The organism is Kitasatospora arboriphila (genome assembly GCF_039528095.1).
Taxonomy (GTDB): Bacteria; Actinomycetota; Actinomycetes; order Streptomycetales; family Streptomycetaceae; genus Kitasatospora; species Kitasatospora arboriphila.
Genome location: NZ_BAAALD010000003.1, coordinates 127,366 through 153,672 on the forward strand (window position 1 = coordinate 127,366; position 26,307 = coordinate 153,672).

Genomic DNA, 26,307 nt, shown 5'->3' on the forward strand with positions numbered 1-26,307 from the left:
CGCCTCCTCTCTGCCCGGGGACGGGAGAAGACATGCCCTTGGAGGTTGTTCACAGGTGTGGACACCCTAGGAAGGGGCTGTTAGGGCGTCAACCCCCCGTGCAGCGAATTAGCGTTCATGGATGTGGACTGTGGTCATGGTGATGTATAACCCTGTCGAGGGGCGCCCGGGTCGCCCGGGCACCCGCCTCCGCCGCACACCGTTCGCCGCGCCCCGTTCGCCGCACCCCCTGGAGAGCGACCCCCATGCCTGCTGACCTGCCCGCCGCCCCGATCGCGGACCGCACCCCGCTCGCCGACCGCCTCGACGGACTGCTCTTCTTCCCCGTCACCCCCTTCGCCCCGGACGGCGCCGTCGACCACGCCGCCCTCCGCGCCCACGTCCGCGCCCGCCTCGACGCCGGCGCCGCCGCCGTCTTCGCCGCCTGCGGCACCGGCGAGTACCACGCCCTCGGACTCGACGAGTACGAGGCTGTCATCGCCGCCGCCGTCGAGGAAACAGCCGGAGCCGTCCCGGTCGTGGCCGGTGTGGGCCACGGCACCGCCCTCGCCCTCGACTTCCTGCGGCGCGCCGAGCGCGCCGGCGCCGACGGCGTCCTCGCCCTCCCGCCGTACCTGGTGAAGCCCTCCCAGGAGGGGCTGTACCGGCACTACGCCGCCCTCGCCGCCGCCACCCCGCTGGAGATCGTCGTGTACGCCCGCGACAACGCCGTCCTCGACCCGGAGACCGTCGTCCGCCTCGCCGGCCTCGACAACGTCGTCGGCTTCAAGGACGGCGTCGGCGACATCGACCGGATGCAGCGGATCGTCAGCGCCGTCCGCACCGCCCGGCCCGACCGCCCGTTCTGCTGGTTCAACGGCCTGCCCACCGCCGAACTCACCGGACTCGCCTACCGGGGCATCGGCGTCACCCTCTACTCCTCCGCCGTCTTCTGCTTCGCCCCCGACATCGCGCTCGCCTTCCACCGCGCCCTCACCACCGGCGACGACACCACCGCCAACCGGCTGCTCGACGGCTTCTACCGGCCGCTGGTCGAACTTCGCGCCCAGGGCAGCGGCTACGCCGTCTCGCTCGTCAAGGCCGGGGTGCGGCTCGACGGCCTGGACGCCGGACCCGTCCGCCCGCCGCTCACCGAACCCGCCCCCGAGCACGTCGAGCAGCTCGCCCGCCTGGTCGAGCACGGCCGCAGCCTGATCTGACCCCGCCCGCCCGGGTGCCCGGCCGGACGCCGGGCACCCCCGATCCACGGAGCCGCCGTGCGCACCTCCGCCTTCCTCTACCCCTGGGACGTGCTCGGCGACCCGCACGCCGCCGACCGCCTCGCCGACCTCGGCCCCGACCGGGCCACCCTCGCCTCCGCGTACCACTCCACCCGCGCCCTGACACCCCGCCACCCCGCGCGGCGGATCGTCACCGCCCGCCACTCCGCCGTCTACTACCCGGCCTCGCCCGCCCGCTGGCGGGGCCGCCGGCTGCGCCCGTACGCCCAGGACTGGCTGCCGTCCGCCGACCCGTTCGGCGAAGCGGCCGGGGCGCTGCTCGGCGCCGGCGTCGAGGTGCACAGCTGGGTGGTGCTCGCCCACAACTCCCGGCTGGGCGGCGAGTTCCCGGCGAGCACGGTGCACAACGCCTACGGCGAGCCCTACCCGTGGGCGCCGTGCATCGCCCGGCCCGAGGTGGTCGAGTACGCCGCGGACCTCGCCGCCGAGGCCGCCGTCCGGCCCGGCGCGACCGGCACCGAACTGGAGTCCTGCGGCTGGTACGGGCTGGCCCACCTGCACGCCCACGACAAGACCGGCGGCGTTCCGCTCGGCCCGGTCGGGCAGTTCCTGATGTCGCTCTGCTTCTGCGGGGTCTGCCGCCGCGGCTACGGGGACGGCGCCGACGCCCTGCGAGCGGCCGTCCTGGCCGCGCTGGAACCGCTGTGGCGCGGCGCCCCCGACCCGGCGGCCGGCGAGGAGTGGGCCGCGGTCGGGGCCGCGATCGGCGCGGGCCCCGCCGGTGCCGCCCCCCGCCCTCGGCCGGCGGCCCGCCCGGCCCCTCGGCCCGCCGGACCCGGCCGCCGCCGCCCTCGCCCATCGGACGGCGGCCGCCCTGGCCCTGCAGCGCGCGGCGGTCGCGGCGGTGCGCTCCGCCGCTCCGCCCGGGGTCCGGGTGCGGCTGCACGGCGACCCGCTGGTGCACCGGTCCGGTCCGAACCCCGGGGTCGACGCGGCCCGGGTGCTGGAGTTCGCCGACGGGCTGGTGCTGCCCGACCCGGCCCGCACCCTGCCGCTCACCGCGTCCCACCGGCGGCCCGGCACGGTGCTCGCGGCCAACCTGCCGGTGGTCGCCGGGCTGGGCGGGGCCCCGCCGCGGGCCGTCCCGGGCGCCGACGAACTACGGCTCTACCACGCGGGCCTGGCCTCCGACGCGGACCTGGCGGCGGTGCGGCGGCTGCTGCGGCCGGCGGGCTGACACGCACGCGGGCCCCGACCGGAGGACGGTCGGGGCCCGCGGCTGTCGACGGGTCAGATGCGGGTGCACAGGCCCGAGGCCTGCACGGCGGCGAGGATCTTCTCCGAGACCTCCGGGCCGAAGCCCTTCGGGTGCGCGGCGGAGGTGAAGGTGCTGCCCGCCACCGCGACCAGCCTGGCGTGGTCCTTCGGGTAGTTGTAGACGGCCTGGCACTGCTTGCGGGCCGCCTCCACCGTCTTCGCCGGCCCCGCCGAGACGATGTCCGGGTCCAGCGCCTTCAGCGCCGCGACCAGCTTGGCGGCGGTCGCGGAGTCCGGCTCGGCGGGCAGCCCGGCGTTCGACGGCGGCGCGGGCTTGGCGCCGGCCGGCGTGCCGGCAGCGGCGTCGCCGGAGGTGGCCCCGGACGCGGCAGGGGCGCCGGAGGCGGCCGGGGCGGCGGAGGCCGCCGGGGCGGCGGAGGCGGGTGCGGCGGGGTCGGCCTTCGACGCGGAGTCGGTGGAGCCGGAGCATCCGGCCAGCCCGATCACGGCGGCGGCCGCGACGGCCACGGTGAGGGAACGTGTGCGCATGGCGGACAGACTGTCATGCCCGCTGCGATCGGGGGAGGGGTGGACCGGGATCGGGCCGTCGGCCGGGCCCGCCCCGCGCCCGGCCGGTGCGGTGCGGTGCGGCCGGTGCGGTGCGGGGCGGCCGGTCAGAGGTGCCGGGTGGCGAGGGTGAGGCGGTCGCGGGCGTCCATCAGGGCGTCGCGGATCGTCTGCTCGCGGCCCGGGGTCAGCCGGGCGACCGGCACCGACACGCTCACCGCGTCCCGCGCGGGATGCCGGTAGGGGATCGCCACGCCGAAGCAGCGCACGCCGAGGGTGTTCTCCTCGCGGTCCACGGCGTAGCCGAGCTCGCGCACCCGCTGCAGCTCCTCGATGAGCTCCTCGCGGTCGGTGTGGGTGTGCTCGGTGAGCGGCTCCAGCTTCTCCGGCAGCAGCCGGCGGATCTGCTCGTCGGTGCGGGTGGCCAGCAGTGCCTTGCCGTGCGAGGTGCAGTACGCGGGCAGCCGCCGGCCGATCCGGGTGAAGGGCCGCAGGCTGTGCTGGGACTGACGGGTCGCCAGGTACACCACGTTGGTGCCGTCGAGGCGGGCGAGGTGGATCGTCTCGCCGGTGTCGTCGGCCAGCCGGTCCAGGGTCGGGCGGGCCGCGGCCACCGCCTCGTCGCCGTCGATGTACGAGCTGCCGACCAGCAGGGCACGGACGCCGATGCCGTAGCGGGTGCCGGTCGCGTCGGTCTCCACCCAGCCGAGTTCGACCAGGGTGCGCAGCAGCATGTACAGGCTGGACTTGGGGTACCCGGTCTGCTCCTGCACCTCGGCCAGGCTGTGCATGCCGGTGTTGCCGGCGAAGTACTCCAGGAGTTCCACGGTGCGCACCGCGGACTTGACCTGGGCGCCGCCGGGCGCGGCGTCCTTGGGCGAGGGCATGTCCTTGACCCCTTCCGTCACGCGGCGTATCGTCCCGCGAGTTCAAGTAGTCGTACCGCGTTCAGCATACTGAACAGCCGGGCGGTGCGGGAGACGGGGAGACCGGCCCGCACGCGCCACCGCCGCGGACGCACCTCCGCCGCGGACGCTACCCGACCGGCACCGCGCTGAGGAGGCCCGCGTGCACACCGCCGACGACCGGCCCGCCCCCGTCCACTCCACCGACCCGAGGACCGGCGAACCGCGCGGCCCGGTCGCCACGGAGGCCGGCGCCGCCCGGGTCGACGCCGCCGTCCGCGCGGCCGCCGCGGCAGCCCCGGCGCTCGCCGACCGCGCACGCCGGACGGCACTGCTGCGCGCCGCCGCCGACCACCTGGAGGCCGCCGCCGGCGAGATCGTCACCGCCGCCGACGCGGAGACCGCCCTCGGAACCGCCCGGCTCACCGGCGAACTCGCCCGCACCACCTACCAACTGCGCGCCTTCGCCGACCAGGTCGACGAAGGGTCCTTCCTCGACATCGTGATCGACCACGCCGACCCGGCACTCGGCCGGCCCGACCTGCGGCGGACGAAGCTGCCGCTCGGCGTCGTCGCCGTCTTCGCGGCGAGCAACTTCCCGCTCGCCTTCTCCGTGTCCGGCGGGGACACCGCCAGCGCCCTCGCCGCGGGCTGCCCGGTCGTCGTCAAGGCGCACCCCGACCACCCGGAGACCGGTGCGACCACCGCCCGGCTGATCCGGGCCGCCGCGGAATCGGTGGGCCTGCCCGCGGACGTCCTCGGCCTGGTGCACGGCTTCGACGCCGGCCCGGCCCTCGTCCGCCACCCGCTGACCGCCGCCGTCGGCTTCACCGGCTCCGTCCGAGGCGGCCGTGCCCTGTACGACCTGGCCGCCGCCCGGCCCCGGCCGATCCCCTTCCACGGCGAACTCGGCAGCCTCAACCCCGTCGTCGTCACCGAGCGGGCCGCCGCCACCCGCGCCGAGGAGATCGGCGCCGGGCTCGCCGGATCGTTCACCCTCGGCAACGGCCAGTTCTGCGTCAAGCCCGGCCTGGTCCTCGTCCCGGCCGCCGATCCCGGCGTCGAGAAGGCCGTGGTCGCCGCCGCCGCGCAGGCCCCGGCCGCCCCGATGCTCGATCCGCGGATGCGCGCGGCCTTCCTGGAGGGCGTGCGCGAGCGCGCCGCACGCCCCGGGGTGGAGGTGCTGCTCGCCGCCGGCGCGGCGCCCGCCGACGGTGCACCGCTCGCCGTCCGGCCGGGCGTGCTCGCGGTCGCCGCCGACCGGCTCGCCGACCTGCTGCTGGAGGAGTGCTTCGGCCCGGTCACCGTGCTCGTCCGCTACCGCGACGCCACCGAACTGGAGACCGTCCTCGCCCGGCTCGACGGCACCCTCACGGCCACCGTCCAGCTCGCCGCCGACGAGCGCGGACCGGACGCCGCCGCGCTGCTGCAGCGCCTCCTGCCGCTGGCCGGCCGCCTGGTCGTCGACGGCTGGCCGACCGGTGTCGCCGTCGCCCCCGCCATGCAGCACGGCGGCCCCTACCCGGCCACCACCTCCACCTCGACCTCGGTCGGCGCCACCGCGATCGAGCGCTGGCTCCGCCCGGTCAGCTACCAGAACACCCCGGAGGAGCTGCTGCCGCCCGAGCTGCACGACGCCAACCCGCTCGGACTGCCCCGCCGGGTCGACGGACGCCGCGAGCCCTGACGTCCGCGGCGAGCGCCGGGCCGGGCGTCACAGCTCGGTGCGGCGGCGCCGGACCACCACGTACAGGTCCACCGCGGCGAACACCGTCAGCACCCCGGAGAGCACTGCGAAGCCCGTCAGCGCACCGCTGCTCGGCAGGTCGGAGCCGGTGCTGAGGGAGGCCCAGAGCGCGAACCCGGCCGTCATCGCCACGAACACCGGCAGGAACATCACCGACAGCAGGAAGCGCAGCTTCAGATCGCTGCGGGCGGTCGCCGGCTCGGTGCCGCTGCGCCAGTACCGGGGTGTCCTCGCCGGACGCATGGCGCTCACCTCCAGCCCCCCTTCCATGGTAGGCCGGGGGTCAGCGCCCGGTGCGGCCGGCCGGGCCGTGGTACAGCGCGGTGATCCGGCGGTCCGCGGCGTCCACCAGCGGCTCGGCGAGCGGCAGGGCGAGCAGCACCAGCAGGCCGGCCGTCCAGCCGGCCACCACGTCCGAGATCCAGTGGGTGCCGAGGTAGACGGTGGTGAGGCCGATCGACGCCGCCGTCAGCCCGGCCAGCACCGCCCCGGTGCGCCGCCACCGCACCGCCAGGTAGGCGAGGACGCCCCAGGTCACCACCGCGTTGGCGGTGTGCCCGGACGGGAAGATCGTTCCTCCGGCGAACAGCTCGGGGGAGTCGATGACGTGCGCATAGTGCGGGCCGAGCCGACCGGTGACGATCTTGACGCCGCCCACGGTGATGTTGAGGAGCAGCAGGGCCGCGCCCATCACCAGCAGCGGCCGCACGGTGCGGCTGCGCCAGGAGCGCCAGCCGAGCCAGAGGCAGGCGGCGATGGCGGAGGGGCCGCGCTGGCCCGCCACGATCCACACGTCGAGCAGCGGCCGCACCTCGGGCCACCGCTTGTACGGCTTGAGCAGCTCCAGCCACCAGTCGAAGCGGACCAGGGCGGTGTCGGCGAGCACCCCGACCACGACCGCCGCGTACACCAGCGCGGTGGCGGCGATCAGCAGCACGCGCCCGCGGCCGATCGGCGTCCGGGCCGGCTCCGCCGGCGGGACGGCCGCGGGCCGCCGGTCGAGGGGGGATTCGGTCAGGACTCGCACCCCAGAGACCCTACCCGCTGCACCACGGCGGTCCGGGTGGGGCCGGGACCGCCGGTTCCCCCGCCGGAGCCGCGGCGGCGGAACGCGAGAGGCCCCGCGGACGCGGGGCCTCTCGGCGGCGGCGGTACGGACTCCAGGTCAGGGGAGCAGGCGCTCCACGGCGACCCGGCCGTACTTCTGGAGGTCCTGCCGGGCCTTCTCGATGAGCTCCGGGGTGGGGGTGCGGCCGGAGGCCATCACCAGGTCCTCGGGGTCGACGGGGTGCTCCGCCCCGGTGTGGAGCAGGTGGTCCGGGGTGGGCATCGATCGGCTGTCAGTGGACTCGGACATGGAGGCCTCCAGTGGTACGAGTGCCGGCCGTGCCGTCGGCGACCGGTCGGCTGCGGCTCCGCGGCCCTCCTCGGGCAGCGGACGTCTGCTACCGAGTGTGGACCATCGGAGGGCCTGTGCGCACTGCGACGCTCTGGCTTCTTCCGCACCCTCGGCGACCGGCACGTCCGCGCCGGTCGCCGCGGGTACGGTCCGCAGCACCCGTCCGCGGGTCAGTCGAGCGGGCCGCCGGCCACGTACACGACCTGGCCGGAGACGAAGCCGGCGCCCTCGCTCGCCAGGAAGGAGATGGTGTGGGCGATGTCCTCGGGGGTGCCGACCCGGTTCACCGGGATCTGGGTCGCGGCGGCCTGCTTGAACGCCTCGAACTCCATGCCCACCCGGGCGGCGGTGGCCGCGGTCATGTCGGTGGCGATGAAGCCGGGGGCGACCGCGTTGGCGGTGATGCCGAACTTGCCGAGCTCGATCGCCAGGGTCTTGGTGAAGCCCTGCAGACCGGCCTTCGCGGACGAGTAGTTGGCCTGGCCGCGGTTGCCCTGGGCGGACGAGGAGGAGAGGTTGACGATCCGTCCGAAGCCGGCGTCCACCATGTGCTTCTGCACCGCACGGGTCATCAGGAAGGCGCCCTTGAGGTGCACGTTCATGACGGTGTCCCAGTCGGACTCGGACATCTTGAAGAGCAGGTTGTCGCGGAGCACACCGGCGTTGTTCACCAGCACCACGGGGGCGCCGAGTTCGGCGGCGATCCGGTCGACGGCGGCCTGCACCTGCTCGGCGTTCGAGACGTCGGCGCCGACGGCGAGCGCACGGCCGCCCGCGGCCACGATGGCGTCCACGGTCTGCTTGCCCGCGGACTCCTCCAGGTCGACCACGGCGACGGCGTAGCCGTCGGCGGCCAGGCGCAGGGCGGTGGCGGCGCCGATGCCGCGGGCGCCACCGGTGACGACGGCGACCCGGGTGGCGGGGGACTGCTCGGTCATGCTCGTACTCGTCTCTCTCGGAGGGGAGGGAGGCCGGCACCGGGGGCGGCGGCCTCCCCGCGCGCCCCGGCCGATGAGCCCGGGGCGAAAGGTGGTACACAGCGCGCTGCGGCGACACCCTACCGGCGGGTAGTCTCGTGGGCCAGGGTGTAGAGCCGCAGGTGACGGAGGGTGAGGGCGGGCAGCGGCCGGACGGGCGAAACCCGACCTGTCGTGGGCCCGACAGATGGCGGAAATATGCCAACTTTGCCGAACATGCGACTACTATCAGCCCCTGCCTGCCAGGGCGGCTGAACCGTTTGTATAGTGTGCGCCAGCAGCCACCGGCTGCACGGCTGACGCGCCCTCCCACACAGCGGGACGCTTACTCGCCGTTACTGCCCCGCTCGGGTGTCCCACACACACCGAGCGTGACACCGGGACGGATTTCATGGTGCTGGGGGAGATCCCGACAACCCGAGTGGCCCAGCAGGTGCACACCCGCTTGTGGTCCGAGCACGTCGGAGCCGATCTGACGGCTCCGCAGTTCGCCGTGCTCCTCGCGCTCGCCCTCGAGCCCGGTGCCGATCAGCGCACCGTGGGCGAACGGGCCTCGCTGGACAAGGCGACGATGGCCGAGATGGTGGCCCGACTCGTCCGACGCGGCCTGGTGCTGCGCCGGCGCGACCCGGCCGACGGCCGGCGCAAGCTGCTGGCCCTGTCTCAGAACGGCGCCCAGGCGGTCCGCGAGGCCACCGGCGGAGTCGTCCGCGTGCAGCGGACGCTCTTCGAGCCGCTCACCCCCGACGAGCAGATCGAGATCGTCCGGGTCATGGCCAAGATAGCCCGGCTGGAACCGGCCGCGGTCGCAGCGCTGACCGACGCGCGTCCGCTGCTCGACGCCCAGCGGGCGATCGGCTACCTCATTCGGGTGGCCCAGCAGGTGCACACCAAGCTCTGGTCCGACAAGGTCGGCGCCGAGCTGACCGCGCCCCAGTATGCGGTGCTGGAGGCGCTGGAGACGGAGCCGGGTGCGGACCAGCGCACCGTCGGCGAACTCGCTTCGCTCGACAAGGCGACGATGGCCGAGATGGTCAGCCGGCTCGTCCGGCGCGGCCTGGTGCTCCGCCGCCGCGACCCCTCGGACGGGCGGCGCAACCTGCTGTCGCTCTCGCCCGCCGGGCAGGACCTCCTGCACCGGTCGGCGGCCGGAGTGCGCGAGGTGCAGGAACTGCTCCTCGCTCCGCTGGAGCCCGAGGAGCACGAGCAGGCACTGGCCCTGCTCGCCAAGACCGCCCGGCTGTAGCCGGGGCGGAACGATTCGGCAGGTGCGCGGCCCCGGCCGCGCAACCGCCCGAGGGCCGTCACCTGTGCGGAGTGACGGCCCTCGGGCGTACCGTGCGGCGGCCGGCCCCACCCGCGGGTGGGGCCGGCCGCCGCACGGACCGGGACCGGTTCAGTTCCAGTCGAAGCCCTGCGGGTCCGGGCCGATCCGGCGGCCGGTGTCGATCGAGGCGATCGCCGCGAGGTCCTCGGCGTCCAGCTCGAAGCCGGCCACGTCGAGGTTCTCCCTGATCCGCGACGGGGTGACCGACTTCGGGATCGCGATGACGCCGCTCTGCAGGTGCCAGCGCAGCACCACCTGGGCCGGGGTGCGGCCGTGCTTGGCGGCCACCTTCGCCAGAGCCGGCTCGTCGAGCAGCGACTTGCCCTGGCCGAGCGGGCTCCACGCCTCGGTCGCGATGCCGTGCTGCGCGTGGAACGCCCGCAGCTCGTGCTGCGGGAAGTAGGGGTGCAGCTCGACCTGGTTGAGCACCGGGGCGACCGAGCTCTCCTGCAGCAGCACCTCCAGCTGCTGCGGACCGAAGTTCGAGACGCCGATCGACGTGGCGCGGCCGTCCGCCGCCAGCTGCTCGAAGGCCTTCCAGATGTTGCCGAAGGAGCCGTGCATCGGCCGCGGCCAGTGGATCAGGTACAGGTCGACGTGGTCGAGTCCGAGCTTGGCCAGCGAGTCGTCGAACGCGCGGAGCACGGCGTCCCGGCCCTGCTGCCCGGACCAGTCGACGGTGCCCGAGTTCCACAGCTTGGTGGTGACGAACAGCTCCTCGCGGGCCACGCCCGACTCGGCTATCGCGACGCCGGTGCCGGTCTCGTTCTCGTACACGGCCGCGGTGTCGATCGAGCGGTAGCCCGCCTCGATCGCCGCGCGGACCGCCGGAGCGGCCTCCGCGTCCGGAACCTGCCAGACGCCGAAACCGAGCTGCGGGATCACCGCGCCGTCGTTGAGCGTGACGCTGGGGATGGTGCTCACGGGAAGGGGTGCCCTCCTGGTCGTCCGATGCTTCCGAAGGCGGCCAACGGGAGCGGCAGGGAAAACATTCCCGGTGTGCGGATATTCCCTCGATCCGGTGAGACCCGCCGCCGCCCTGGCCGGAATTCCGCGGGTCGCCCGGAAAACCTGTTGCGTGCGCCACACCCCGACGGGGACGCTCGGTGACCATGACGTCCTGAACCGTGTCCGGCGCCCGCACCCCCGACGGGCCCGCCCCCGCCTCCCGAAGCCCTGGTCGCGCCCGAGCGCCGGGCCCTCCGCCGTGCCCGCGACCCGGGCCGCGCGCCCGACCTGCCCGTACCACCCGTAACGGAGCGTCATGCCGCTCGCACACCTGCCGCTGGACGACCCCGGCAGACCCGACCTCTCCTCCCCGCTGGGCCTGCTGCGCTGGCTCTCCCGCGCCCAGCGGCGCGGGCAGGTCCTCGCCACCTGCTGGGGCGTCCTCGAAATGGGCTGTCAGGCGGCCCTGCCGCTGGCCCTCGGCCTCGGCATCCAGGCCGCGGTCGACGAGGACACCGCCGGCATCTGGCGGGCCGGCGGCCTCGCCGTGCTGCTCGCCGTCCTCCAGGCCATCGGCACCGTCCTGCTGCACCGCCAGGCGGTGTGGAACTGGATCACCTGCGCCGCCCAGGTCCGCCAGCTCGTCGCCCGTCAGGCCTCCCGCCTCGGCGCCGGCCTCTCCCGCCGGATCGCCACCGGCGAGGTGGTCGCCGTCAGCAGCGGCGACGTCGAGAAGATCGGCTGGTACGTCGAGCTGATGGCCCGGGTCCGCGCCGCCGTGCTGGTCTGGCTCGCCGTCAGCCTCGTCGTGCTCGTCCGCGAGCCGCTGCTCGGCACCGCCGTCCTGCTCGGCGTGCCGGTGCTCGCCGCCGCCGTCTGGCCGCTGCTCGGCCCGTTCGAACGGCGCTACTCCGAGCAGCGCGCCCTCGGCGGCAAGGCCACCGAACTCGCCGCCGACACCGTCGCGGGCCTGCGCGTGCTGCGCGGCATCGGCGGCGAGGAGCTCTTCCTGGAGCGGTACCGCACCGCCTCGCAGAAGGTCCGCCGGGCCGCCGTCCGGGCCGCCCGCACCTGGTCCCTGATGCAGGCCCAGCAGGTCCTGCTGCCCGGCCTGTTCGTCGTCGGCGTCACCTGGTACGGCGCCCACCTCGCCGCGACCGGTGCGCTCGGCATCGGCGAGCTCGTCGCCGTCTACGGCGCGACGGCCTTCCTCGCCGCGCCGCTGCGCATCCTCGGCGAGGCCGCGCACGCCTGGTCGGTGGCCCGGGTCTCGGCCGGCCGCGCCGCCCGCGTCCTCGCGCTCAGCCGCACCGCCCCCGGCAGCGACTTCCCGGAGAGCATCGTCCGGCCCGAACGCGGCGACCTGCACGACCCGGTCACCGGCCTGACCGCCCGGGCCGGCCGGCTCACCGCCGTGGTCTGCGGCGACCCGGACGTCGCCGGCGCACTCGCCGCCCGGCTCGGCGGACACGTCCCGCTCGGCGAGGACGAACGGCCGCAGCCCTCCGTCCGGCTCGGCGGCGTCCCGCTGGACGGCGTGCCGCTGGCCGACGCCCGGGCCGCCGTGCTCGTCCACGACAAGGAGCCGGTGCTGCTCTCCGGCACGCTGGCCGAACTGCTGGACGTCCCCGGCGCCGGGCGGGTGGACACCGCCGAGGCGCTGGCCGCCGCCCGCGCCGAGGACGTGCTCGACGCCCTCGTCGACGGCTCGCCCGAGTGCGGCGGCGACCCGATGGCCGCCCGGATCACCGAGCGCGGCCGCTCGCTCTCCGGCGGCCAGCGGCAGCGGCTGGCCCTCGCCCGCTCGCTGGTCGCCGACCCGCCGGTGCTCGTCATGGACGAGCCCACCAGCGCCGTCGACGCCCACACCGAGTCGCGGATCGCGGCCGGTCTGCGCAAGGTCCGGGACGGCCGCACCACGGTGGTCTTCGCCACCAGCCCGCTGCTGCTCGACCAGGCCGACGGCGTCGTCCTCGTCCAGGACGGCCGGGTCGCCGCGACCGGCACCCACCGCGCCCTGATCGCCGACGACGCCCGGTACCGGGCCGTCGTCACCCGCGAGGAGGACGCCGGCCCCGCTCCCGCCGGCCCCGCCGTCGCACGTCCCGCGCCGGACGCCGACACCCCCGCACCGAACCAGACCGTGAAGGAGGCGGCATGCGGCTCCCCCGAGGCCTGAAGCCACCCACCGTCCAGGAGCAGGGGACCGCCACCATGCTCCCGGTGGCCCGCCCGGCCACCGTCCGCGCCTACGTCCGGCTGCTCGCCCGGCGCCACCGCGGCGGCTTCGCCGCCGTCGTCGCGCTGCACTCGGTCGCCACCGTGGCCGGCCTGGTCGGCCCGTGGGTGCTCGGCTCGCTCGTCGAGTCGCTCTCCGCCGGCACCACCGAGGGCCGCATCCTCACCGCCGTCGGCTGGTACCTCGCGGCCCTGGTCGTGCAGTCCGTGTTCATGGGACTGTCCCGGCTGCGCGGCGGCATCCTCGGCGAGGAGGTGCTGGCCGACCTGCGCGAGGACTTCCTCGTCCGGTCGGTCGCGCTGCCGCCCGGCGTCCTGGAGCGGGCCGGCACCGGCGACCTCGTCTCCCGCGGCACCACCGACGTCGACCGGCTCGCCAAGTCGGTCCGCGAGGCCGTCCCCGAGCTCGCCGTCGCCGTGGTCTCCGTGGTGCTCGTGCTCGGTGCACTGGTGCTGACCTCGCCGCTGCTCGCCGCCACCGCGGTGATCGGCCTGCCGCTGCTGCTCGCCAGCTCCCGCTGGTACTTCCGGCGCGCACCGCAGTCCTACCGCGCCGAGTCGGCCGGGTACGCGGCGGTCAACACCGTCCTCGCCGAGACGGTCGACGCCGGCCGCACCGTGGAGACGCTGCGCCTCGGCGAGCAGCGGGTCCGGCTGACCGACCGCAAGATCGGCGAGTGGGTGGCCTGGGAGCGGTACACGCTCTGGCTGCGCTCGGTCTGGTTCCCGACCGTCGACGCGACCTACGCGCTCGCCGTGCTCGGCACGCTCACCCTCGGCGGGGTGTTCACCGTCCAGGGCTGGATCGACGTCGGCCGGCTCACCGCCGGCGTGCTCTACGCGCAGGCGCTCGTCCACCCGGTCGACCTCATCCTGCGCTGGTACGACGAGCTGCAGATCGGGCAGGCGTCGCTGGCCCGCCTGGTCGGCGTCCGCGAGGTGGAGGACCCGGACACCGACGAGACGCTCAGCCCCGACGGTCGGCGGGTGCGGGCCGAGGAGGTCCGCTTCGGCTACCGCGAGGGCGCCGACGTGCTGCACGGCATCAGCCTGGACGTCGCACCGGGCAGCCGGGTCGCCCTGGTCGGCCCGTCCGGCGCCGGCAAGTCCACGCTCGGACGGCTGCTCGCCGGCATCTACGCACCGGGCCGCGGCCGGGTCACCCTCGGCGGCGCCGCCCTGGCGGAGATGCCCGCCGAGCGGGTCCGGGCCGAGGTCGCCCTGGTCAACCAGGAGCACCACGTGTTCGTCGGCACGCTCCGGGACAACCTGCGGCTCGCCCGGCCGGGCGCCGACGACACCGAGCTGCGGGCCGCGCTCGCCGCCGTCGACGCCGAGGACTGGGCCGACGCCCTGCCCGAGGGCCTGGACACCGAGGTCGGCTCGGGCGGCACCGCGCTCACCCCGGCCCAGGCCCAGCAACTGGCGCTCGCCCGGCTCGTCCTCGCAGACCCGCACACCCTGGTGCTGGACGAGGCGACCTCGCTGCTCGACCCGCGGGCCGCCCGCCACCTGGAGCGCTCGCTCTCCCGGGTGCTGGAGGGCCGCACGGTGATCGCCATCGCGCACCGCCTGCACACCGCGCACGACGCCGACGTGATCGCGGTGGTCGAGCAGGGCCGGATCAGCGAGTACGGCAGCCACTCCGAGCTGGTCGCGGCCGGCGGGCCGTACGCGGCGCTCTGGCGCTCCTGGCGGAACGAGCGCTGAGCGCGTCCGGCCCGACCGGTGAGCGTGTCCGGCCCGGCCGGTGAGCGTGTCCGGCCCGGCCGGTGGGGAGCACGGAGCAACCGGCATTGCGCCGCCCGGGTCGTACCGGGCGGCGCGATACCGGCAAACCGGTACGGAACGGAGCAGACTGATGGTGTGACCAAGACTTCGGGTGGTTCCCCGGGCGGCGCGTCCGGCGGCGGGCCGCGCGGCGAGATCGCGGGAGTGCCCACCAGGTGGATCGCCGGCGGGGTGATCGCGGTACTGGCGATCTGGTTCCTGTTCGCCAACCTCGACGACGTGCAGATCCGGTTCTGGGTGTTCACGGTGACCGCACCGCTGTGGATCGCCCTGCTCGGCACCCTGCTCGTCGGCGGCGCGGCCGGCTGGCTGCTCAGGGGGCGTCGCACCAAGTGACCACCGCCCGCCCGCCGCTGATCGAACTCGCCGGGGTGAACAAGCACTTCGGCGAGCTCCACGTGCTGCAGGACATCGACCTGGTCGTCGGCCGGGGCGAGGTCGTGGTGGTGATCGGCCCCTCCGGCTCCGGCAAGTCCACCCTCTGCCGGGCGATCAACCGGCTGGAGACCGTGGAGAGCGGCCGGATCAGCATCGACGGCCGTCCGATGCCGCAGGAGGGCCGGGCGCTGGCCGCGCTGCGCGCCGAGGTCGGCATGGTCTTCCAGTCCTTCAACCTCTTCGCGCACCGGACGGTGCTGGACAACGTCACCCTCGCGCAGACCAAGGTCCGCCGGCGCTCCCGCGCGGACGCCGAGCGGCGCGGCCTCGACCTGCTGGACCGGGTCGGCCTCGCCGCACTCGCCGACCGCTACCCGGCGCAGCTCTCCGGCGGCCAGCAGCAGCGGGTGGCCATCGCCCGCGCCCTCGCCATGGACCCGAAGGCGCTGCTCTTCGACGAGCCGACCTCCGCCCTCGACCCGGAGACGATCACCGAGGTGCTGGACGTCATGCGCGGCCTCGCCCGGGACGGGATGACCATGGTCGTGGTCACCCACGAGATGGGCTTCGCCCGCGCCTCCGCCGACCGCGTGGTCTTCATGGCCGACGGCCGCATCGTGGAGGACCGCCCGCCGGAGGAGTTCTTCGCCGCCCCGCGCAGTGCCCGGGCCCGGGACTTCCTCGCCAAGATCCTCCAGCACTGAGGCGGCCGAGTGAAGCGACCCGCCCGCACGGCCGCCGCCGTCCTGCTCGCCGTCCTCGCCCCGCTCGCCACCACCGCTGCCTGCGGCAGGCCCGGCACCCCGCCGCCCAAGGGCCCGCAGCCCGGCGCCCTGCCGCACTACCCCGTCCGGGACGCCTCCGACGTGCAGGGCTCGCCGACCCTGGACGCCGCCCGCCGCCGCGGCCACCTGGTCGTCGGCGCCAAGGAGGACCAGCCCTACCTCGGCCAGAAGGACCCGGCCACCGGCGCCTACTCCGGCTTCGACATCGAGATCGCCCGGATGGTCGCCGCGGACCTCGGCTTCGCCCCGGAGGACGTCGAGTTCCGCACCGTCGCCTCCGCCAACCGCGAGACCGCCCTGCAGAACGGCCAGGTCGACTACTACGTCGGTACCTACACCATCAACGACCGGCGCAAGAAGCTGGTCGGCTTCGCCGGCCCGTACTTCGTCGCCGGGCAGAGCCTGCTGGTGCGCCGCGGCGACCACAGCATCCACGGCCCCGAGGACCTGGCCGGGCGCAAGGTGTGCTCCGCGGCCGGCTCCACCCCCTACCGGCGGATCGCCGAGGAGTACCCGAAGGCCGAGCTCGTCGCCTACGACACCTACTCGGCCTGCGTGGACAACCTGATCTCCGCCCAGGTCGCCGCCGTCACCACGGACAACGCGATCCTCCAGGGGTACGCGGCCAAGGCGCCCGACGAGATGAAGGTGGTCGGCGCGCCCTTCTCCGAGGAGCCCTACGGGATCGGCACGCCCAAGGGCGACACCGTCCTGCGCGGTGCGATCAACGACGCCCTCGCCCGGCACGAACGGAACGGCGACTGGCGCAAGGCCTACGACGCCACCCTCGGCCTGTCCGGCGTGCCCGCCCCCGCCCCGCCCCCGATCGACCGCTACTGACCGGCGGCCCGCCCCGCCACCGGCCGACCACCACCGGCCGGCCGCCACCGCCCCACTGCCCCGGAGGACGCCCGCATGAAAGTGCTGATCGACAACTGGTCGACCTACTGGCACGGCTTCCTCGGCACCCTGGCGCTCACCGGGGTCAGCGCCGCCCTGGCGCTCGCCGCCGGCGTGCTGGTCGCGTCCTTCCGGGTGTCGCCGGTGCGGCCCCTGCGGGCCTTCGGCACCGGCTGGGTGACGGTGCTGCGCAACACCCCGCTGACCCTGCTCTTCTTCGTGGTCGTCCTCGGCCTGCCGCGGTTCGGCATCGTGCTGCCGTTCTTCACCTTCGCCGTGCTGGCGCTCGGCTGCTACACCTCGGCCTTCGTCTGCGAGGCGTTCCGCTCCGGCATCAACACCGTGCCGGCCGGGCAGGGGGAGGCGGCCCGCAGCCTGGGCCTGACGTTCGGCCAGACGCTCGGCCTGGTGGTGCTGCCGCAGGCGTACCGGGCGGTCGTCGCCCCGCTCGGCAGCGTGATGATCGCCCTGGCGAAGAACACCGCGATCGCCGGCTCGTTCAGCGTCGTCGAACTGCTCGGCACCTACCGCACCGTCAACGAACTCGGCTACAGCGTGATCTGGGCCTTCGTCTGGATCGCGGCCGGCTACCTGCTGCTCACCCTGGCGATCAGCGCGCTGTTCGGCGTACTGGAACGGCGCGCGGCGGTGAGCCGGTGAGCACCGAGGCCTCCGCGCTCTACGACGCCCCCGGCCCGCGGGCCCTCGCCCGGCACCGGCTGTACGGCCTGCTCGCCGCCCTGGCCCTCGCGGCCCTGCTCGGCTGGCTGGTCGTCGAACTCTTCGACACCCACCAGTTCACCGCCGAGAAGTGGACGGCCTTCCAGTACCGCGGCATCCAGGAACTCCTCCTGCGCGGGCTCGCCAACACCCTGAAGGCCTTCGGCTGGACGGTGCTGCTCGCACTGCCGTTCGCGGCGCTGTTCGCGGCCGGGCGGCTCTCCGAGCACACCGCGGTGCGGCGGATCAGCGGGGCGGTGGTCGAGTTCTTCCGGGCGATGCCGCTGCTGGTGATGATCTTCTTCATCTTCGTGGCGCTGAAGGCCGACCCGCTCCAGGCACTGGTCGCCGGACTCGTCCTCTACAACGGCTCGGTGCTGGCCGAAGTGCTGCGCGCCGGCGTGCTCGCCGTACCCGCCGGCCAACGGGAGGCCGGGTACGCGCTCGGCATGCGCAAGACCCAGGTGATGGCGTACGTCCTGGTGCCGCAGGCGAACCGGGCGATGCTGCCCAGCATCATCAGCCAGCTGGTGGTGGCGCTGAAGGACACCTCGCTCGGCTTCCTGATCACCTACGAGGAGTTCCTGCACGCGGGCAAGCTGATCGCCACCAACCTCGACTACGGCCTGCCGTTCATCCCGGTGGTGATGGTCGTCGCCCCGGTCTACATCGGCCTCTGCCTCCTGCTGTCCTGGCTCGCCCGCACCGTCGAACGGCACGGCCGCCGCAGCCCGAAGACCCGCGGCGGGGCGCCGGTCGCCCCGGCCGAAGCCGTGACCGGCCTACCCCCGGACGCCCAGGGCTAGGAGCTGTCTTCAAAGGGCGCTCGGGTGGTCGATTCAGGGGCGCGTGGGGGCACCTGGGTGTGTCTCTCGGCGCGTACGGTGACCGTGAGCTGACGGTGCGTCGTCCGGGGACCCAACCTCCGCTTATGATTCGTTGGTGTTCGATTCACGGCACATCAGGACCTTCCACCAGGTGGTCGTCTCCGGTTCGTACTCGGCGGCGGCCCGCACGCTGGGCTACACCCAGCCGGCGATCACCCAGCAGATGAAGGCGCTGGAGCGCTCCGTCGGCGTGCCGCTGTTCACCCGGGCGGGCCGCGGCCTCCGGCTCACCGAGGCGGGCGAGGCGCTGGCCCGGCACGCGGAGACGATCCTCGACAGTCTCGCCTCCGCCCAGCAGCAGCTCGGCGCACTCGCCCGGCTGCGCGCCGGGAAGGTCAGGGTGTGCGCCTTCCCGAGCGCCAACGCGACCCTCATTCCGGAGACGATGGCCCGGCTGCTCGCCGACCACCCCGGCATCCGGGTGGAGCTGCTGGAGGCCGAGCCGCCCGACTCCGTGGAGCGGCTGCTGCGCGGCGAGTGCGACATCGCGCTGGCCTTCCAGTACCCGGGCCTGCCGGTAGAGGTCCCGCCCGAGGTGGTCGAGACGCCGCTGCTGGAGGACCAGCTCACCGTGCTGCTGCCGGTCGGCCACCCGCTGGCCCGCCGGAGCGCCGTCCGGCTCGCCGACCTCGCGGAGGAGCGCTGGATCGCCGGCTGCCCGCGCTGTCGCGCCAACCTGCTGCAGATCTGCGCGGAGCAGGGCTGGACCCCGGACATCGTCTTCACCACCGACGACAACCTCGCCGTGCAGAGCCTCGTCGCCGCGGGCGTGGGGATCGCGCTGATGCCCGCCCTGGTGCTGTCCTTCCTGTGCCACGCCAAGGTCACCGGCCGCCTGGTCGAGCCGCACCACCGCCGCCGGGTGCTCGCCTACGCCCTGCGCGAGCACCTGCGGATGCCGGCCACCGCGCTGGTGCTGGACGAACTCCGCCGCGCGGCCGCCGCCCGGGACGGCTGCTGACCGATCCGCCTGGGGCCGCCGACCCATAAGTGGGAGTTGGTCAACCCCCTACGGACTGTCGTTGGACGTGATGGGTCGTCGCGCCGACCCTGCTGCCATGGCCACCGCCGCGAAAACCGCCGCCGTCCCCGCCGCCACCCCGGCCGGTACGGCCGCCCCCGCCGCCGCCCGCACCGCTCCCACTGCCGTCCCCGTCCAGGCCGCCGCCCCCCTTGCCGACGCCGCCGGCCGGCTCGTCGCCACCACCCCGGCCACCCCGCGGATGCAGCAGCTGATCGCCGACATCCGCGCCGCCGTCGGACGCGGCCTCGACCCCGACACCACCGCCCGGCTGGTCGCCGACCGCCTCGCCCCGCACCTCGGCCCCGACGACCTCCTCACCCCCGAGCAGCGCCTCGGCGACCCCGCCCGCTACCGGCAGCACCTGGTGCACGCGGAGGCCGACGGCTCCTTCTCCGTCGTCGCCCTGGTCTGGCTGCCCGGCCAGCAGACCCCGATCCACGACCACGTGGCCTGGTGCGTGGCCGGCGTCCACCGCGGCCAGGAGAGCGAACTGCGCTACCGGCTCGTCCCCGACGGCCCGACCGCGCGGCTGGAGTTCACCGAGGCCGCCGTCAGCCCGCAGGGCTCGGTCGCCGCCTTCGCCCCGCCCGGCGACATCCACCTCGTCCGCAACCCCGGCCCCGGCACCGCGCTGTCCATCCACGTCTACGGCGCCGACATCTCCCGGCTCACCACCAGCATCCGCCGCACCTACCACCTGCCCGCCGGGCCCGGCCCGGCCACCGGCGGGAGGTGAGCCCGATGGCCCTCACCCTGCGCACCACGGCCGGGCCCACCGCACCGCCGCTGCTCCACCGCACCGGCCCCGGCCTGCTCCTCGCCTGCCTCGGCACGGCCGCCGCCTGGGCGGTGCACGCCGCCGTGCCCGCCGTCCCGCGACTGACCGCCGCCGTGGTGCTCGGCATCGCGGCCGCCCATCTGCCGGGCCTGCGCCCGATCGTCCGCGGCCCGGCCCGCCCCGGGCTGTCGCTGGCCGGCCGCCGGCTGATGCGCGCCGGCATCGTGCTGCTCGGACTCGCCCTCGGCCTCGACGACCTGCTCGGCCTGGGCTGGGCCACCGTCGCCATGGTGCTCGCCGTGGTCGCCGCGACCTTCGCCGGCACCGTCTGGCTGGGCCGCCGCCTCGGCCTGCCCGGCGACCAGCCGCTGCTGGTCGCCACCGGCTACTCGATCTGCGGGGCCTCCGCGATCGGCGCGGTCGCCGAGACCGCGGGCAGCGACGAGGAGGACGTCGCGGCGTCCGTCGCCCTGGTCACCCTCTGCGGCACCCTGGCCATCGCCGTCCTGCCGCTGCTCCACCATCCGCTCGGGCTCGACGCGCCCGGCTTCGGCCGCTGGGTCGGCGCGAGCGTCCACGACGTCGGCCAGGTGGTCGCGACCGCGCAGACCGCCGGGCCGGTGGCGCTGCGCGAGGCGGTCGTCGTCAAGCTGATGCGGGTGCTGCTGCTCGCCCCGCTGGTCGCCGGCACCGCCCTCGCCCTGGCCCGCCGCGCCCGGCCGTCCGGCGTGGCAACGGCCCCCGGCGGCAAAGGGAGCGCCGGTGCCCGGCGGCCCTCCCCGGTGCCGCTGTTCGTGGCCGGCTTCCTGCTCGCCGTCGCCGTCCGCTCCACCGGCCTGCTGCCCGACGCGGCCCTGAACCTCGCCCAGGACGGCCGTGAACTCCTGCTCGCCGCAGCCCTGTTCGGCCTCGGCAGTGCGGTCGACCTGCCCGCCCTGCTGCGCACCGGCGGCCGGATCGCGCTGCTCGGCCTCGGCTCCTGGGCGGTGGTCGCCGGGGTGTCCTATATCGGTGTCCTGCTGACCCGCTGAGCGGTTAGAGTCGGTCGCGTCCGACCTGTCCGACCCCCGAGGTGCGCAGCGATGAACCGCCCGCCCGTCCGCGAAGACGCCGCCCCCGTCACCCTGGACCGGCGGGAGGGCCCGTACGGCGAGGTGGCGCTCCGCCGCCGCGGCGAGCACCTGGAGATCATCGCCAACGGCTGCTTCCTGATGGACACCGCGGACGGCCGCTCCGAACGGCTGCTGGTGCAGGCCGCGTTGGACGCGCTCGCCGCACCCCGGCCGTCCGTGCTGATCGGCGGGCTCGGCGTCGGCTTCTCGCTGGCGCACGCGGTGGCCGAGCCCCGCTGGGGCCGGATCGCGGTGGCGGAGCGGGAGGCGGCCGTCATCGACTGGCACCGCACCGGCCCGCTCGGCGCGTTCTCCGCCGGGGCCCTGGACGATCCGCGGGTCAGCGTGCTGCACACCGACCTGGTGGCGCACCTGGCCGGCGGCGGCGAGGCGTACGACGCGCTCTGCCTCGACATCGACAACGGCCCGGACTGGACGGTGGACGAGACCAACGACGGGCTGTACGGTCCGGCCGGCCTGGCCGCCGCGCATCGCCGGCTCAACCCCGGCGGCGTCCTGGCGGTGTGGAGCGCCCGGCCCTCCGCCGCCTTCGAACAGGCGTTGCGCAGGGCCGGGTTCGCGGAGGTGCACACCCTGGAGGTGGCGGTCGCGCGCGGCGTGCCGGATGCGGTGCACCTGGCACGCCGCGCGTGAATCCCTTTGGGGCGACGGCTACTTGAGGCCGTTGTCCACCGCGGTCATCAGCTCACCGCTCGTGGTGTCGCCGTCGAAGGACCAGATCATGGCCCCCGCCAGCCCCTGTGCCTTGATCCAGGCGGTCTTGCGGGCGATCTCCGTCGGGTCGTCGTAGGTGTAGAGGACGTTCCCGTTGTAGATGTAGGCGAAGCCCGCCACCGGGTCCCGGTAGATCGTGTAACCGCCGCTCGCGGCCATGTCCTTGAGCTTGTGGTAGTCCTCGTAGCCGGCCTCGTAGGTGCCGGGGGCGGCGCCGGTCGAGGTCTGGAACAGACCGTTGGTGGTGCCGCGCGGCACCCCCTGCCAGCCGCGTCCGTAGAACGGGATGCCGAGGGTCAGCTTGCTCTTCGGGGCCCCGGCCGAGACGTAGGCGTTGATGGCGATCTCGGAGCTGAACCGCTGGTTCGCCGGGCTCGGGTCGCCCGCCGGCAGGGTCAGCGCCGACTGCTGGTTGGTGGTGGTCTCCCAGGCGCCGTGGTAGTCGTAGCCCTGGATCGTGGCGAAGTCGAACGCCCCGAACAGGCCCGGGACGTCGATGCCCGCGGAGATCTTCGCCGGGTCGGCCGGCAGGAAGGCGCTCAGCGTGTAGTGCTTGCCGGTGGTGGCGCCCAGCGCGTCCAGCTGGCGGCGGAACTCCTGGGCCAGCAGGGTGTAGTTGGCCTTGTCGGCGGGCTTGTAGATGTTGCCGAGGTGGCCGTCCGAGTTCGGCCACTCCCAGTCGAGGTCGATGCCGTCGAAGATGCCGGCCGCGGAGCCGGCGCCGCCGCGGCCGTCGATCACCGGCAGGTTGCCCTTGATGTACATGTCGATGCAGGAGCTCACCAGCGCCTTGCGGGAGGCGTCGGTGGCGGCCGCGTCGGAGAACCACTTGCTGTACGACCAGCCGCCGATGGAGATCTGGATCTTCAGGTTCGGGTGCTTGGCCTTCAGCTGCTTGAGCTGGTTGAAGTTGCCCGCCAGCGGCTGGTCCCAGGTGTCCGTGGTGCCGGCCACGGAGCTGCCCGCGTCCCAGCCCTTGCCGAAGTCGGCCCAGGCGTCACCGGCGCCGTCGCCCGCGTTCGGGTCGGAGTCGTTGCCGGCCGCCTTGTTGGTGATGAAGCACTGCTTGGTGGTCGGGTGGATGTTGGCGAAGGCGTAGTTGAGCGTGGTGAGCTTCGCCGCGCTGCCCGAGGTCTCCAGCTGCTTCACGCTGTAGCCGCGGGAGTAGATCGACCACTGGGTGAAGTAGCCGATCTTCATGGTGCCGCCGCCCCCGCCGCCGGTCTGGGTGCGGGCGGTGACCGGGCCGGAGGCGGCCGAGGCGTTGCCCGCCGCGTCCCGGGCCTTCACGGTGAAGGTGTACGAGGTGTCGGCGGCCAGCCCGCCGACGGTGGCCGAGGTGCCGGTGACGGTCGCGGCGATCGTGCCGCCGTTGTACACGTCGTAGGCGACCACGCCGACGTTGTCGGTGGAGGCGCCCCAGGTCAGCGAGACCGAGCTGGACGTGGTGCCGGTGACGGTCGGCGTGCCGGGCGCGGTCGGCGGCTGCGGGTCGGTCGTGGTCGGGACGGTGACGGTCACCGGCCCGGCCGCGGCGGAGCGGTTGCCCGCCGCGTCGAAGGCGACCACGGTGAAGCTGTGCGCGCCCGCGGACAGCCCGGTGACGGTGGCCGAGGTGCCCGTCACGGTGGCCCGCTTGGTGGTGCCCTCCAGTACGTCGTAGCCGGCCACCCCGACGTTGTCGGTGGAGGCCGTCCAGGACAGCGCCGCGCCGTTGCTGCCGCTCGGCGTCCCGGTCAGGTTGCCCGGGACGGTCGGCGGAGCGGTGTCGCCGCCCCCGCCGCCGCACGGCGTGCCGTTGAGCTTGCAGTTGGCGAGCGGCACGTAGGCGCCCGAATAGGCGATGTTGAAACCGAAGTTGTACGAGCCGCCGGCCGGGATGCTCGGCTGCCAGCTCGGGTTCTTCACCGTCACGTGCGAGGACGCCACCGTGTAGGTCGCGTTCCACAGCGAGGAGACGGTGTTGTTGGCGGGCAGGTCGAACTCGAGCGTCCAGCCGTTGACGGCGCTGGTGCCGCCGTTGGTGATGGTGTAGCTGCCGCCGTACCCGGTGCCCCAGTCCTGGTCCTTGGTGAAGGTGGCGGTGGCGCCCGCGGCATGGGCCGCGGTGGCGGGCAGGGCGACGGCGACGAGCGGTGCGAGCAGGGTCCCCGCGGCGATCAGCGGGAGGCGGAACCGACGTTTGCGCATGGGTGAGAGCTCCTGTCCGGGAGCACGCCGGACCGCGTACGGCCCAGGGCTCCGCTACCTGTGGGGGAGGTGCCAGGTGCAGGGCTCCGGACGCGCGGGCGCGGCGGAGCCGGGTCCTCGGGCCGTCGGGTTGCCGCGGAGGTCCTGTCCAGGAGGTTAGGGAGGGTGCGGCCGCTGCGCAATAGGTCTGGACCATGCGGTGTCGTCGGGTGGTGACGTTGCGTCAGCCGTTGGGCAGTGACGGGAGATCCGGAAACGGCCGACGGCCGGGCGGGTGGGGGAGACCACCTGCCCGGCCGTCGGCCGTGCACCACTGATCCGGTCAGCCGAAGGGGCTGTACGACGGGGGCTCCTCGGGCGCCGGCGGCGCGGCGGGAGCGGCCTGGGCCGAGGGCGCGGGCGGGGCGAAGGGGTTGAAGTCCGGCGGGGGGACGCGGACCGGGGTGCCCTTGCCCGGACCGGGCGGAGCCTCCTGTGCGGCCGGCTCGGCAGCGGCGGGGGCCGGTGCCGGCGGGGCGAAGGGGTTGAAGTCCGGCGGGGGCACCCGGACGGGCGTGCCCTTGCCCGGACCGGGCGGGGCCGCGGCGGTTGCCGGTGCGGGGGTGGCCGGTGCCGGGGCGGGCGCCGCAGGAGCGGCAGCCGCCGGAGCCGGCCGCGAGGTCACCGTGCCGAACGGGTCCTGCGGCTCGTTGGTGACCACCGTGCCGAACGGGTCGGCCTTCGCGGGCGCCGCCGGAGCGGGGGCCGCTGCCACGGGGGCTGGTGCCGGCGCGGCGGGAGCGGCCTGGGCCGAGGGCGCGGGCGGGGCGAAGGGGTTGAAGTCCGGCGGGGGGACGCGGACCGGGGTGCCCTTGCCCGGACCGGGCGGAGCCTCCTGTGCGGCCGGCTCGGCAGCGGCGGGGGCCGGTGCCGGCGGGGCGAAGGGGTTGAAGTCCGGCGGGGGCACCCGGACGGGCGTGCCCTTCGGCCGCTCCGGGGCGGGTGCGGGCGCCGCCTCCGCGACCGAGGCGAGGACGGGCTCGGCCGCGACCGGCGCGGGCGGCACCGGTGCCGGGGCGGGAACGGGCTCGGCGGCGGGTGCGGGCACCACCGGCGGGGCCGGGGGCATCGGCGGCACGGCCGGCGGCTGCTCGAAGACGGCCTGCGGCAGCGTCGGGGCGGTGACGGACGGCTCGACGGGCACCGGAGGAGCAGGCACCAAAGGCGCGGGGGGCGCAGGCGGTGCGGGCGCGGCGGCGACCGGCTCCGCGACCGGCTGCGGCCGGGCCGCGCCGACGCCGTCCCAGCCGAGCTGCACGCTCTGCAGGACGTCCGCGAAGACGCCCGCGTACAGCTCCCAGTCCTCGGCCTGGACGGTGCCGAGCTGCAGGACCAGGGTGGTGGCGCCGTCCGGCAGCGGGAGCACCGCCTGGGCGACGGAGCTGACGGCCCATCGGCGCCGGCCGTCGGCGGCCAGCTCTGCGGGCACCGGGGAGGTGCGCGGCTCGACCAGCAGCGCGGCGGGGCCGGCCGGCAGCAGGACCGTCCACACCTCGGCGTGCGGCCGTGCGTCGGCGAGCCGGACGGCCAGCTGGTCGGCCGGCCCGCTGTGCCGGTGGAGCGAGACGGTGAGCGAGGCGTGGCTCGTCCGGCCCTCGGCGGCGAGCGCGCAGAGCCCGGCGAAGACCACCCCGGCCGCGGCGGCCTCGCCGGCCAGCGAGGCGGCGATCACCGACCAGTCGCGGCGCGCGGCGGGACCGGCGCCGGCGAACAGCTCCTCCGCGACCTCGGCCAGGTGGGCGGCGACCGAGGCGCCGTCGCCGCGGGCGGTCAGCGGGTGGAAGACCGGCGGCACCACGAGGCGCACCTCGGTGCCGGAGCCGGTCGACAGCTCCTCGGGTGCGCGGGTGGGCCGCTCGGAGGCGAGTGCGGCCAGGGCGGCCGTGAACGGCGGGCGGAGCTTGACGTCGCCGGGCTCCGGCACCACCGGCAGCCGGAAGGCGCCCGGGACGGCGTCGCCCGCCGCTGCGTCGACCGCGACCCCGCGGACCTCGCCGGCGCCGAACCGGGCGGCCAGTGCGGCCGTCGCGCCGGCGGCGGACCCGGTGCCGCGGGCCGTGCCGCCCTCGACCACCGTGCCGAGCCCACGGACCGTCAGCACACCGGGCCCGCCCGGGGCGATCCGCAGGCCGAACAGGGCGTCGGCGGACGGGTGGTCGTCGCGCCGGAAGGCCGTCAGCGACCCAGCGGCGTAGTGGGTGGCCCGTTCGTCCAACAGCGCCTCGGCCAGTACGTCCAGTGTCGCGGCGATCCGCTCCGCGCCGGCGAAGCCGTCCAAAGTCATGCGCCGAGCCCCCCTCGTTCCCGGTGGAAAATCTGTCCACTTTCTATCAGACCGGGCCGACGTCGGGGTGACCCCCCGAGGCCCACCGGCCGTCCGTCC

Annotated in this window: 23 protein-coding genes and 1 pseudogene; 15 read left to right on the forward strand and 9 right to left on the reverse strand. The window is 75.2% G+C overall.

All coding sequences use genetic code 11. From position 1 onward, the window contains the following. The first annotated feature begins 245 nt into the window (after nt 1-245). Both ABD353_RS02875 and ABD353_RS02880 read left to right on the forward strand, forming a co-directional pair. On the forward strand, nt 246-1,199 hold the full coding sequence (locus ABD353_RS02875; RefSeq protein WP_344621823.1) for a 5-dehydro-4-deoxyglucarate dehydratase: 954 nt from the start codon (nt 246-248) through the stop codon (nt 1,197-1,199). A 57-nt stretch (nt 1,200-1,256) separates the two neighbouring features. Next, nucleotides 1,257-2,457: pseudogene (locus ABD353_RS02880) on the forward strand (hypothetical protein). 53 nt (nt 2,458-2,510) lie between these two features. Here ABD353_RS02880 and ABD353_RS02885 read toward each other — a convergent pair. Together ABD353_RS02885 and ABD353_RS02890 are read right to left on the reverse strand one after the other, a co-directional pair. Further along, entirely contained in the window at nt 2,511-3,026 is a 516-nt protein-coding gene (locus tag ABD353_RS02885) for a hypothetical protein (RefSeq protein WP_344621824.1), read from the reverse strand. Between the two features lie 125 nt (nt 3,027-3,151). After that, a complete protein-coding gene (locus tag ABD353_RS02890) occupies nt 3,152-3,931 on the reverse strand; it encodes an IclR family transcriptional regulator (protein ID WP_344621886.1) in 780 nt (259 codons plus the stop codon). A gap of 181 nt (nt 3,932-4,112) precedes the next feature. Between ABD353_RS02890 and ABD353_RS02895 the strand changes: the two genes are divergently transcribed. After that, nucleotides 4,113-5,636 carry an aldehyde dehydrogenase (NADP(+)) gene (locus ABD353_RS02895; RefSeq protein WP_344621825.1) on the forward strand — a complete coding sequence of 508 codons (1,524 nt, stop codon included), beginning with the start codon at nt 4,113-4,115 and terminating at the stop codon, nt 5,634-5,636. Nucleotides 5,637-5,663: 27 nt separating this feature from the next. Here the strand turns inward: ABD353_RS02895 and ABD353_RS02900 are convergent, their stop codons facing one another. From ABD353_RS02900 to fabG, 4 genes are all read right to left on the reverse strand, one after another. Continuing rightward, a complete protein-coding gene (locus tag ABD353_RS02900; protein WP_344621887.1) occupies nt 5,664-5,939 on the reverse strand; it encodes a DUF6343 family protein in 276 nt (91 codons plus the stop codon). 40 nt (nt 5,940-5,979) lie between these two features. Then, a complete protein-coding gene (locus ABD353_RS02905) occupies nt 5,980-6,723 on the reverse strand; it encodes a phosphatase PAP2 family protein (protein ID WP_344621826.1) in 744 nt (247 codons plus the stop codon). A gap of 138 nt (nt 6,724-6,861) precedes the next feature. Next, nucleotides 6,862-7,053 carry a hypothetical protein gene (locus tag ABD353_RS02910; RefSeq protein WP_030272071.1) on the reverse strand — a complete coding sequence of 64 codons (192 nt, stop codon included), beginning with the start codon at nt 7,051-7,053 and terminating at the stop codon, nt 6,862-6,864. A 212-nt stretch (nt 7,054-7,265) separates the two neighbouring features. Then, complete coding sequence (fabG, locus tag ABD353_RS02915) at nt 7,266-8,033, reverse strand: 3-oxoacyl-ACP reductase FabG (RefSeq protein ID WP_030272069.1); 768 nt, start codon at nt 8,031-8,033, stop codon at nt 7,266-7,268. Between the two features lie 484 nt (nt 8,034-8,517). Here fabG and ABD353_RS02920 point away from each other — a divergent pair, with 484 nt between their 5' ends. Then, nucleotides 8,518-9,318 carry a MarR family winged helix-turn-helix transcriptional regulator gene (locus ABD353_RS02920; RefSeq protein WP_344621827.1) on the forward strand — a complete coding sequence of 267 codons (801 nt, stop codon included), beginning with the start codon at nt 8,518-8,520 and terminating at the stop codon, nt 9,316-9,318. Nucleotides 9,319-9,468: 150 nt separating this feature from the next. Here the strand turns inward: ABD353_RS02920 and ABD353_RS02925 are convergent, their stop codons facing one another. Beyond that, nucleotides 9,469-10,323 carry an aldo/keto reductase gene (locus ABD353_RS02925; RefSeq protein WP_344621828.1) on the reverse strand — a complete coding sequence of 285 codons (855 nt, stop codon included), beginning with the start codon at nt 10,321-10,323 and terminating at the stop codon, nt 9,469-9,471. Nucleotides 10,324-10,663: 340 nt separating this feature from the next. Here ABD353_RS02925 and ABD353_RS02930 point away from each other — a divergent pair, with 340 nt between their 5' ends. The 11 genes from ABD353_RS02930 (at nt 10,664) to ABD353_RS02980 (ending at nt 21,614) form a co-directional block, all read left to right on the forward strand. Then, complete coding sequence (locus tag ABD353_RS02930; RefSeq protein WP_344621829.1) at nt 10,664-12,526, forward strand: ABC transporter transmembrane domain-containing protein; 1,863 nt, start codon at nt 10,664-10,666, stop codon at nt 12,524-12,526. Further along, nucleotides 12,505-14,295, forward strand: coding sequence for an ABC transporter ATP-binding protein (locus ABD353_RS02935; RefSeq protein ID WP_344621830.1), 1,791 nt, complete (start codon nt 12,505-12,507; stop codon nt 14,293-14,295). The genes ABD353_RS02930 and ABD353_RS02935 overlap by 22 nt, the downstream gene beginning before the upstream one ends. A gap of 156 nt (nt 14,296-14,451) precedes the next feature. After that, nucleotides 14,452-14,712: a LapA family protein gene (locus tag ABD353_RS02940; RefSeq protein WP_344621831.1), complete on the forward strand. Its 261-nt coding sequence runs from the start codon at nt 14,452-14,454 to the stop codon at nt 14,710-14,712. A 17-nt stretch (nt 14,713-14,729) separates the two neighbouring features. Then, the gene (locus ABD353_RS02945; protein WP_344621888.1) at nt 14,730-15,458 is read left to right on the forward strand and encodes an amino acid ABC transporter ATP-binding protein; all 729 of its coding nucleotides are present in this window, start codon (nt 14,730-14,732) and stop codon (nt 15,456-15,458) included. Nucleotides 15,459-15,467: 9 nt separating this feature from the next. Continuing rightward, on the forward strand, nt 15,468-16,379 hold the full coding sequence (locus tag ABD353_RS02950) for a glutamate ABC transporter substrate-binding protein (RefSeq protein ID WP_344621832.1): 912 nt from the start codon (nt 15,468-15,470) through the stop codon (nt 16,377-16,379). A gap of 75 nt (nt 16,380-16,454) precedes the next feature. Continuing rightward, nucleotides 16,455-17,099, forward strand: coding sequence for an amino acid ABC transporter permease (locus tag ABD353_RS02955; protein ID WP_344621833.1), 645 nt, complete (start codon nt 16,455-16,457; stop codon nt 17,097-17,099). After that, entirely contained in the window at nt 17,096-17,965 is an 870-nt protein-coding gene (locus ABD353_RS02960; protein ID WP_344621834.1) for an amino acid ABC transporter permease, read from the forward strand. Before ABD353_RS02955 ends, ABD353_RS02960 begins: the two co-directional genes overlap by 4 nt. 136 nt (nt 17,966-18,101) lie before the next feature. Continuing rightward, complete coding sequence (locus ABD353_RS02965) at nt 18,102-19,007, forward strand: LysR family transcriptional regulator (RefSeq protein ID WP_344621835.1); 906 nt, start codon at nt 18,102-18,104, stop codon at nt 19,005-19,007. 262 nt (nt 19,008-19,269) lie between these two features. Continuing rightward, nucleotides 19,270-19,806 (forward strand): cysteine dioxygenase family protein, encoded by a 537-nt coding sequence (locus tag ABD353_RS02970; protein WP_344621889.1) that lies wholly within the window; start codon nt 19,270-19,272, stop codon nt 19,804-19,806. A 5-nt stretch (nt 19,807-19,811) separates the two neighbouring features. Then, on the forward strand, nt 19,812-20,879 hold the full coding sequence (locus tag ABD353_RS02975; RefSeq protein WP_344621836.1) for a YeiH family protein: 1,068 nt from the start codon (nt 19,812-19,814) through the stop codon (nt 20,877-20,879). Between the two features lie 51 nt (nt 20,880-20,930). Beyond that, nucleotides 20,931-21,614 (forward strand): spermidine synthase family protein, encoded by a 684-nt coding sequence (locus ABD353_RS02980; RefSeq protein ID WP_344621837.1) that lies wholly within the window; start codon nt 20,931-20,933, stop codon nt 21,612-21,614. Nucleotides 21,615-21,632: 18 nt separating this feature from the next. On the opposite strand, the gene ABD353_RS02985 is transcribed toward ABD353_RS02980, so the two are convergent. Further along, nucleotides 21,633-23,885 carry a glycosyl hydrolase family 18 protein gene (locus ABD353_RS02985; RefSeq protein ID WP_344621838.1) on the reverse strand — a complete coding sequence of 751 codons (2,253 nt, stop codon included), beginning with the start codon at nt 23,883-23,885 and terminating at the stop codon, nt 21,633-21,635. Nucleotides 23,886-24,207: 322 nt separating this feature from the next. Beyond that, nucleotides 24,208-26,208, reverse strand: coding sequence for a hypothetical protein (locus tag ABD353_RS02990; protein ID WP_344621839.1), 2,001 nt, complete (start codon nt 26,206-26,208; stop codon nt 24,208-24,210). Nucleotides 26,209-26,307: the final 99 nt, after the last annotated feature.

What these genes read in the sequence shown, in the direction of transcription:
- ABD353_RS02875 (WP_344621823.1), top strand. Translation starts at nt 246, where the DNA reads ATGCCTGCTGACCTGCCCGCCGCCCCGATCGCGGACCGCACCCCGCTC.
- ABD353_RS02885 (WP_344621824.1), bottom strand. Translation starts at nt 3,026, where the DNA reads ATGCGCACACGTTCCCTCACCGTGGCCGTCGCGGCCGCCGCCGTGATC.
- ABD353_RS02890 (WP_344621886.1), bottom strand. Translation starts at nt 3,931, where the DNA reads ATGCCCTCGCCCAAGGACGCCGCGCCCGGCGGCGCCCAGGTCAAGTCC.
- ABD353_RS02900 (WP_344621887.1), bottom strand. Translation starts at nt 5,939, where the DNA reads ATGCGTCCGGCGAGGACACCCCGGTACTGGCGCAGCGGCACCGAGCCG.
- ABD353_RS02910 (WP_030272071.1), bottom strand. Translation starts at nt 7,053, where the DNA reads ATGTCCGAGTCCACTGACAGCCGATCGATGCCCACCCCGGACCACCTG.
- fabG (WP_030272069.1), bottom strand. Translation starts at nt 8,033, where the DNA reads ATGACCGAGCAGTCCCCCGCCACCCGGGTCGCCGTCGTCACCGGTGGC.
- ABD353_RS02930 (WP_344621829.1), top strand. Translation starts at nt 10,664, where the DNA reads ATGCCGCTCGCACACCTGCCGCTGGACGACCCCGGCAGACCCGACCTC.
- ABD353_RS02935 (WP_344621830.1), top strand. Translation starts at nt 12,505, where the DNA reads ATGCGGCTCCCCCGAGGCCTGAAGCCACCCACCGTCCAGGAGCAGGGG.
- ABD353_RS02955 (WP_344621833.1), top strand. Translation starts at nt 16,455, where the DNA reads ATGAAAGTGCTGATCGACAACTGGTCGACCTACTGGCACGGCTTCCTC.
- ABD353_RS02970 (WP_344621889.1), top strand. Translation starts at nt 19,270, where the DNA reads ATGCAGCAGCTGATCGCCGACATCCGCGCCGCCGTCGGACGCGGCCTC.
- ABD353_RS02975 (WP_344621836.1), top strand. Translation starts at nt 19,812, where the DNA reads ATGGCCCTCACCCTGCGCACCACGGCCGGGCCCACCGCACCGCCGCTG.
- ABD353_RS02980 (WP_344621837.1), top strand. Translation starts at nt 20,931, where the DNA reads ATGAACCGCCCGCCCGTCCGCGAAGACGCCGCCCCCGTCACCCTGGAC.
- ABD353_RS02985 (WP_344621838.1), bottom strand. Translation starts at nt 23,885, where the DNA reads ATGCGCAAACGTCGGTTCCGCCTCCCGCTGATCGCCGCGGGGACCCTG.
- ABD353_RS02990 (WP_344621839.1), bottom strand. Translation starts at nt 26,208, where the DNA reads ATGACTTTGGACGGCTTCGCCGGCGCGGAGCGGATCGCCGCGACACTG.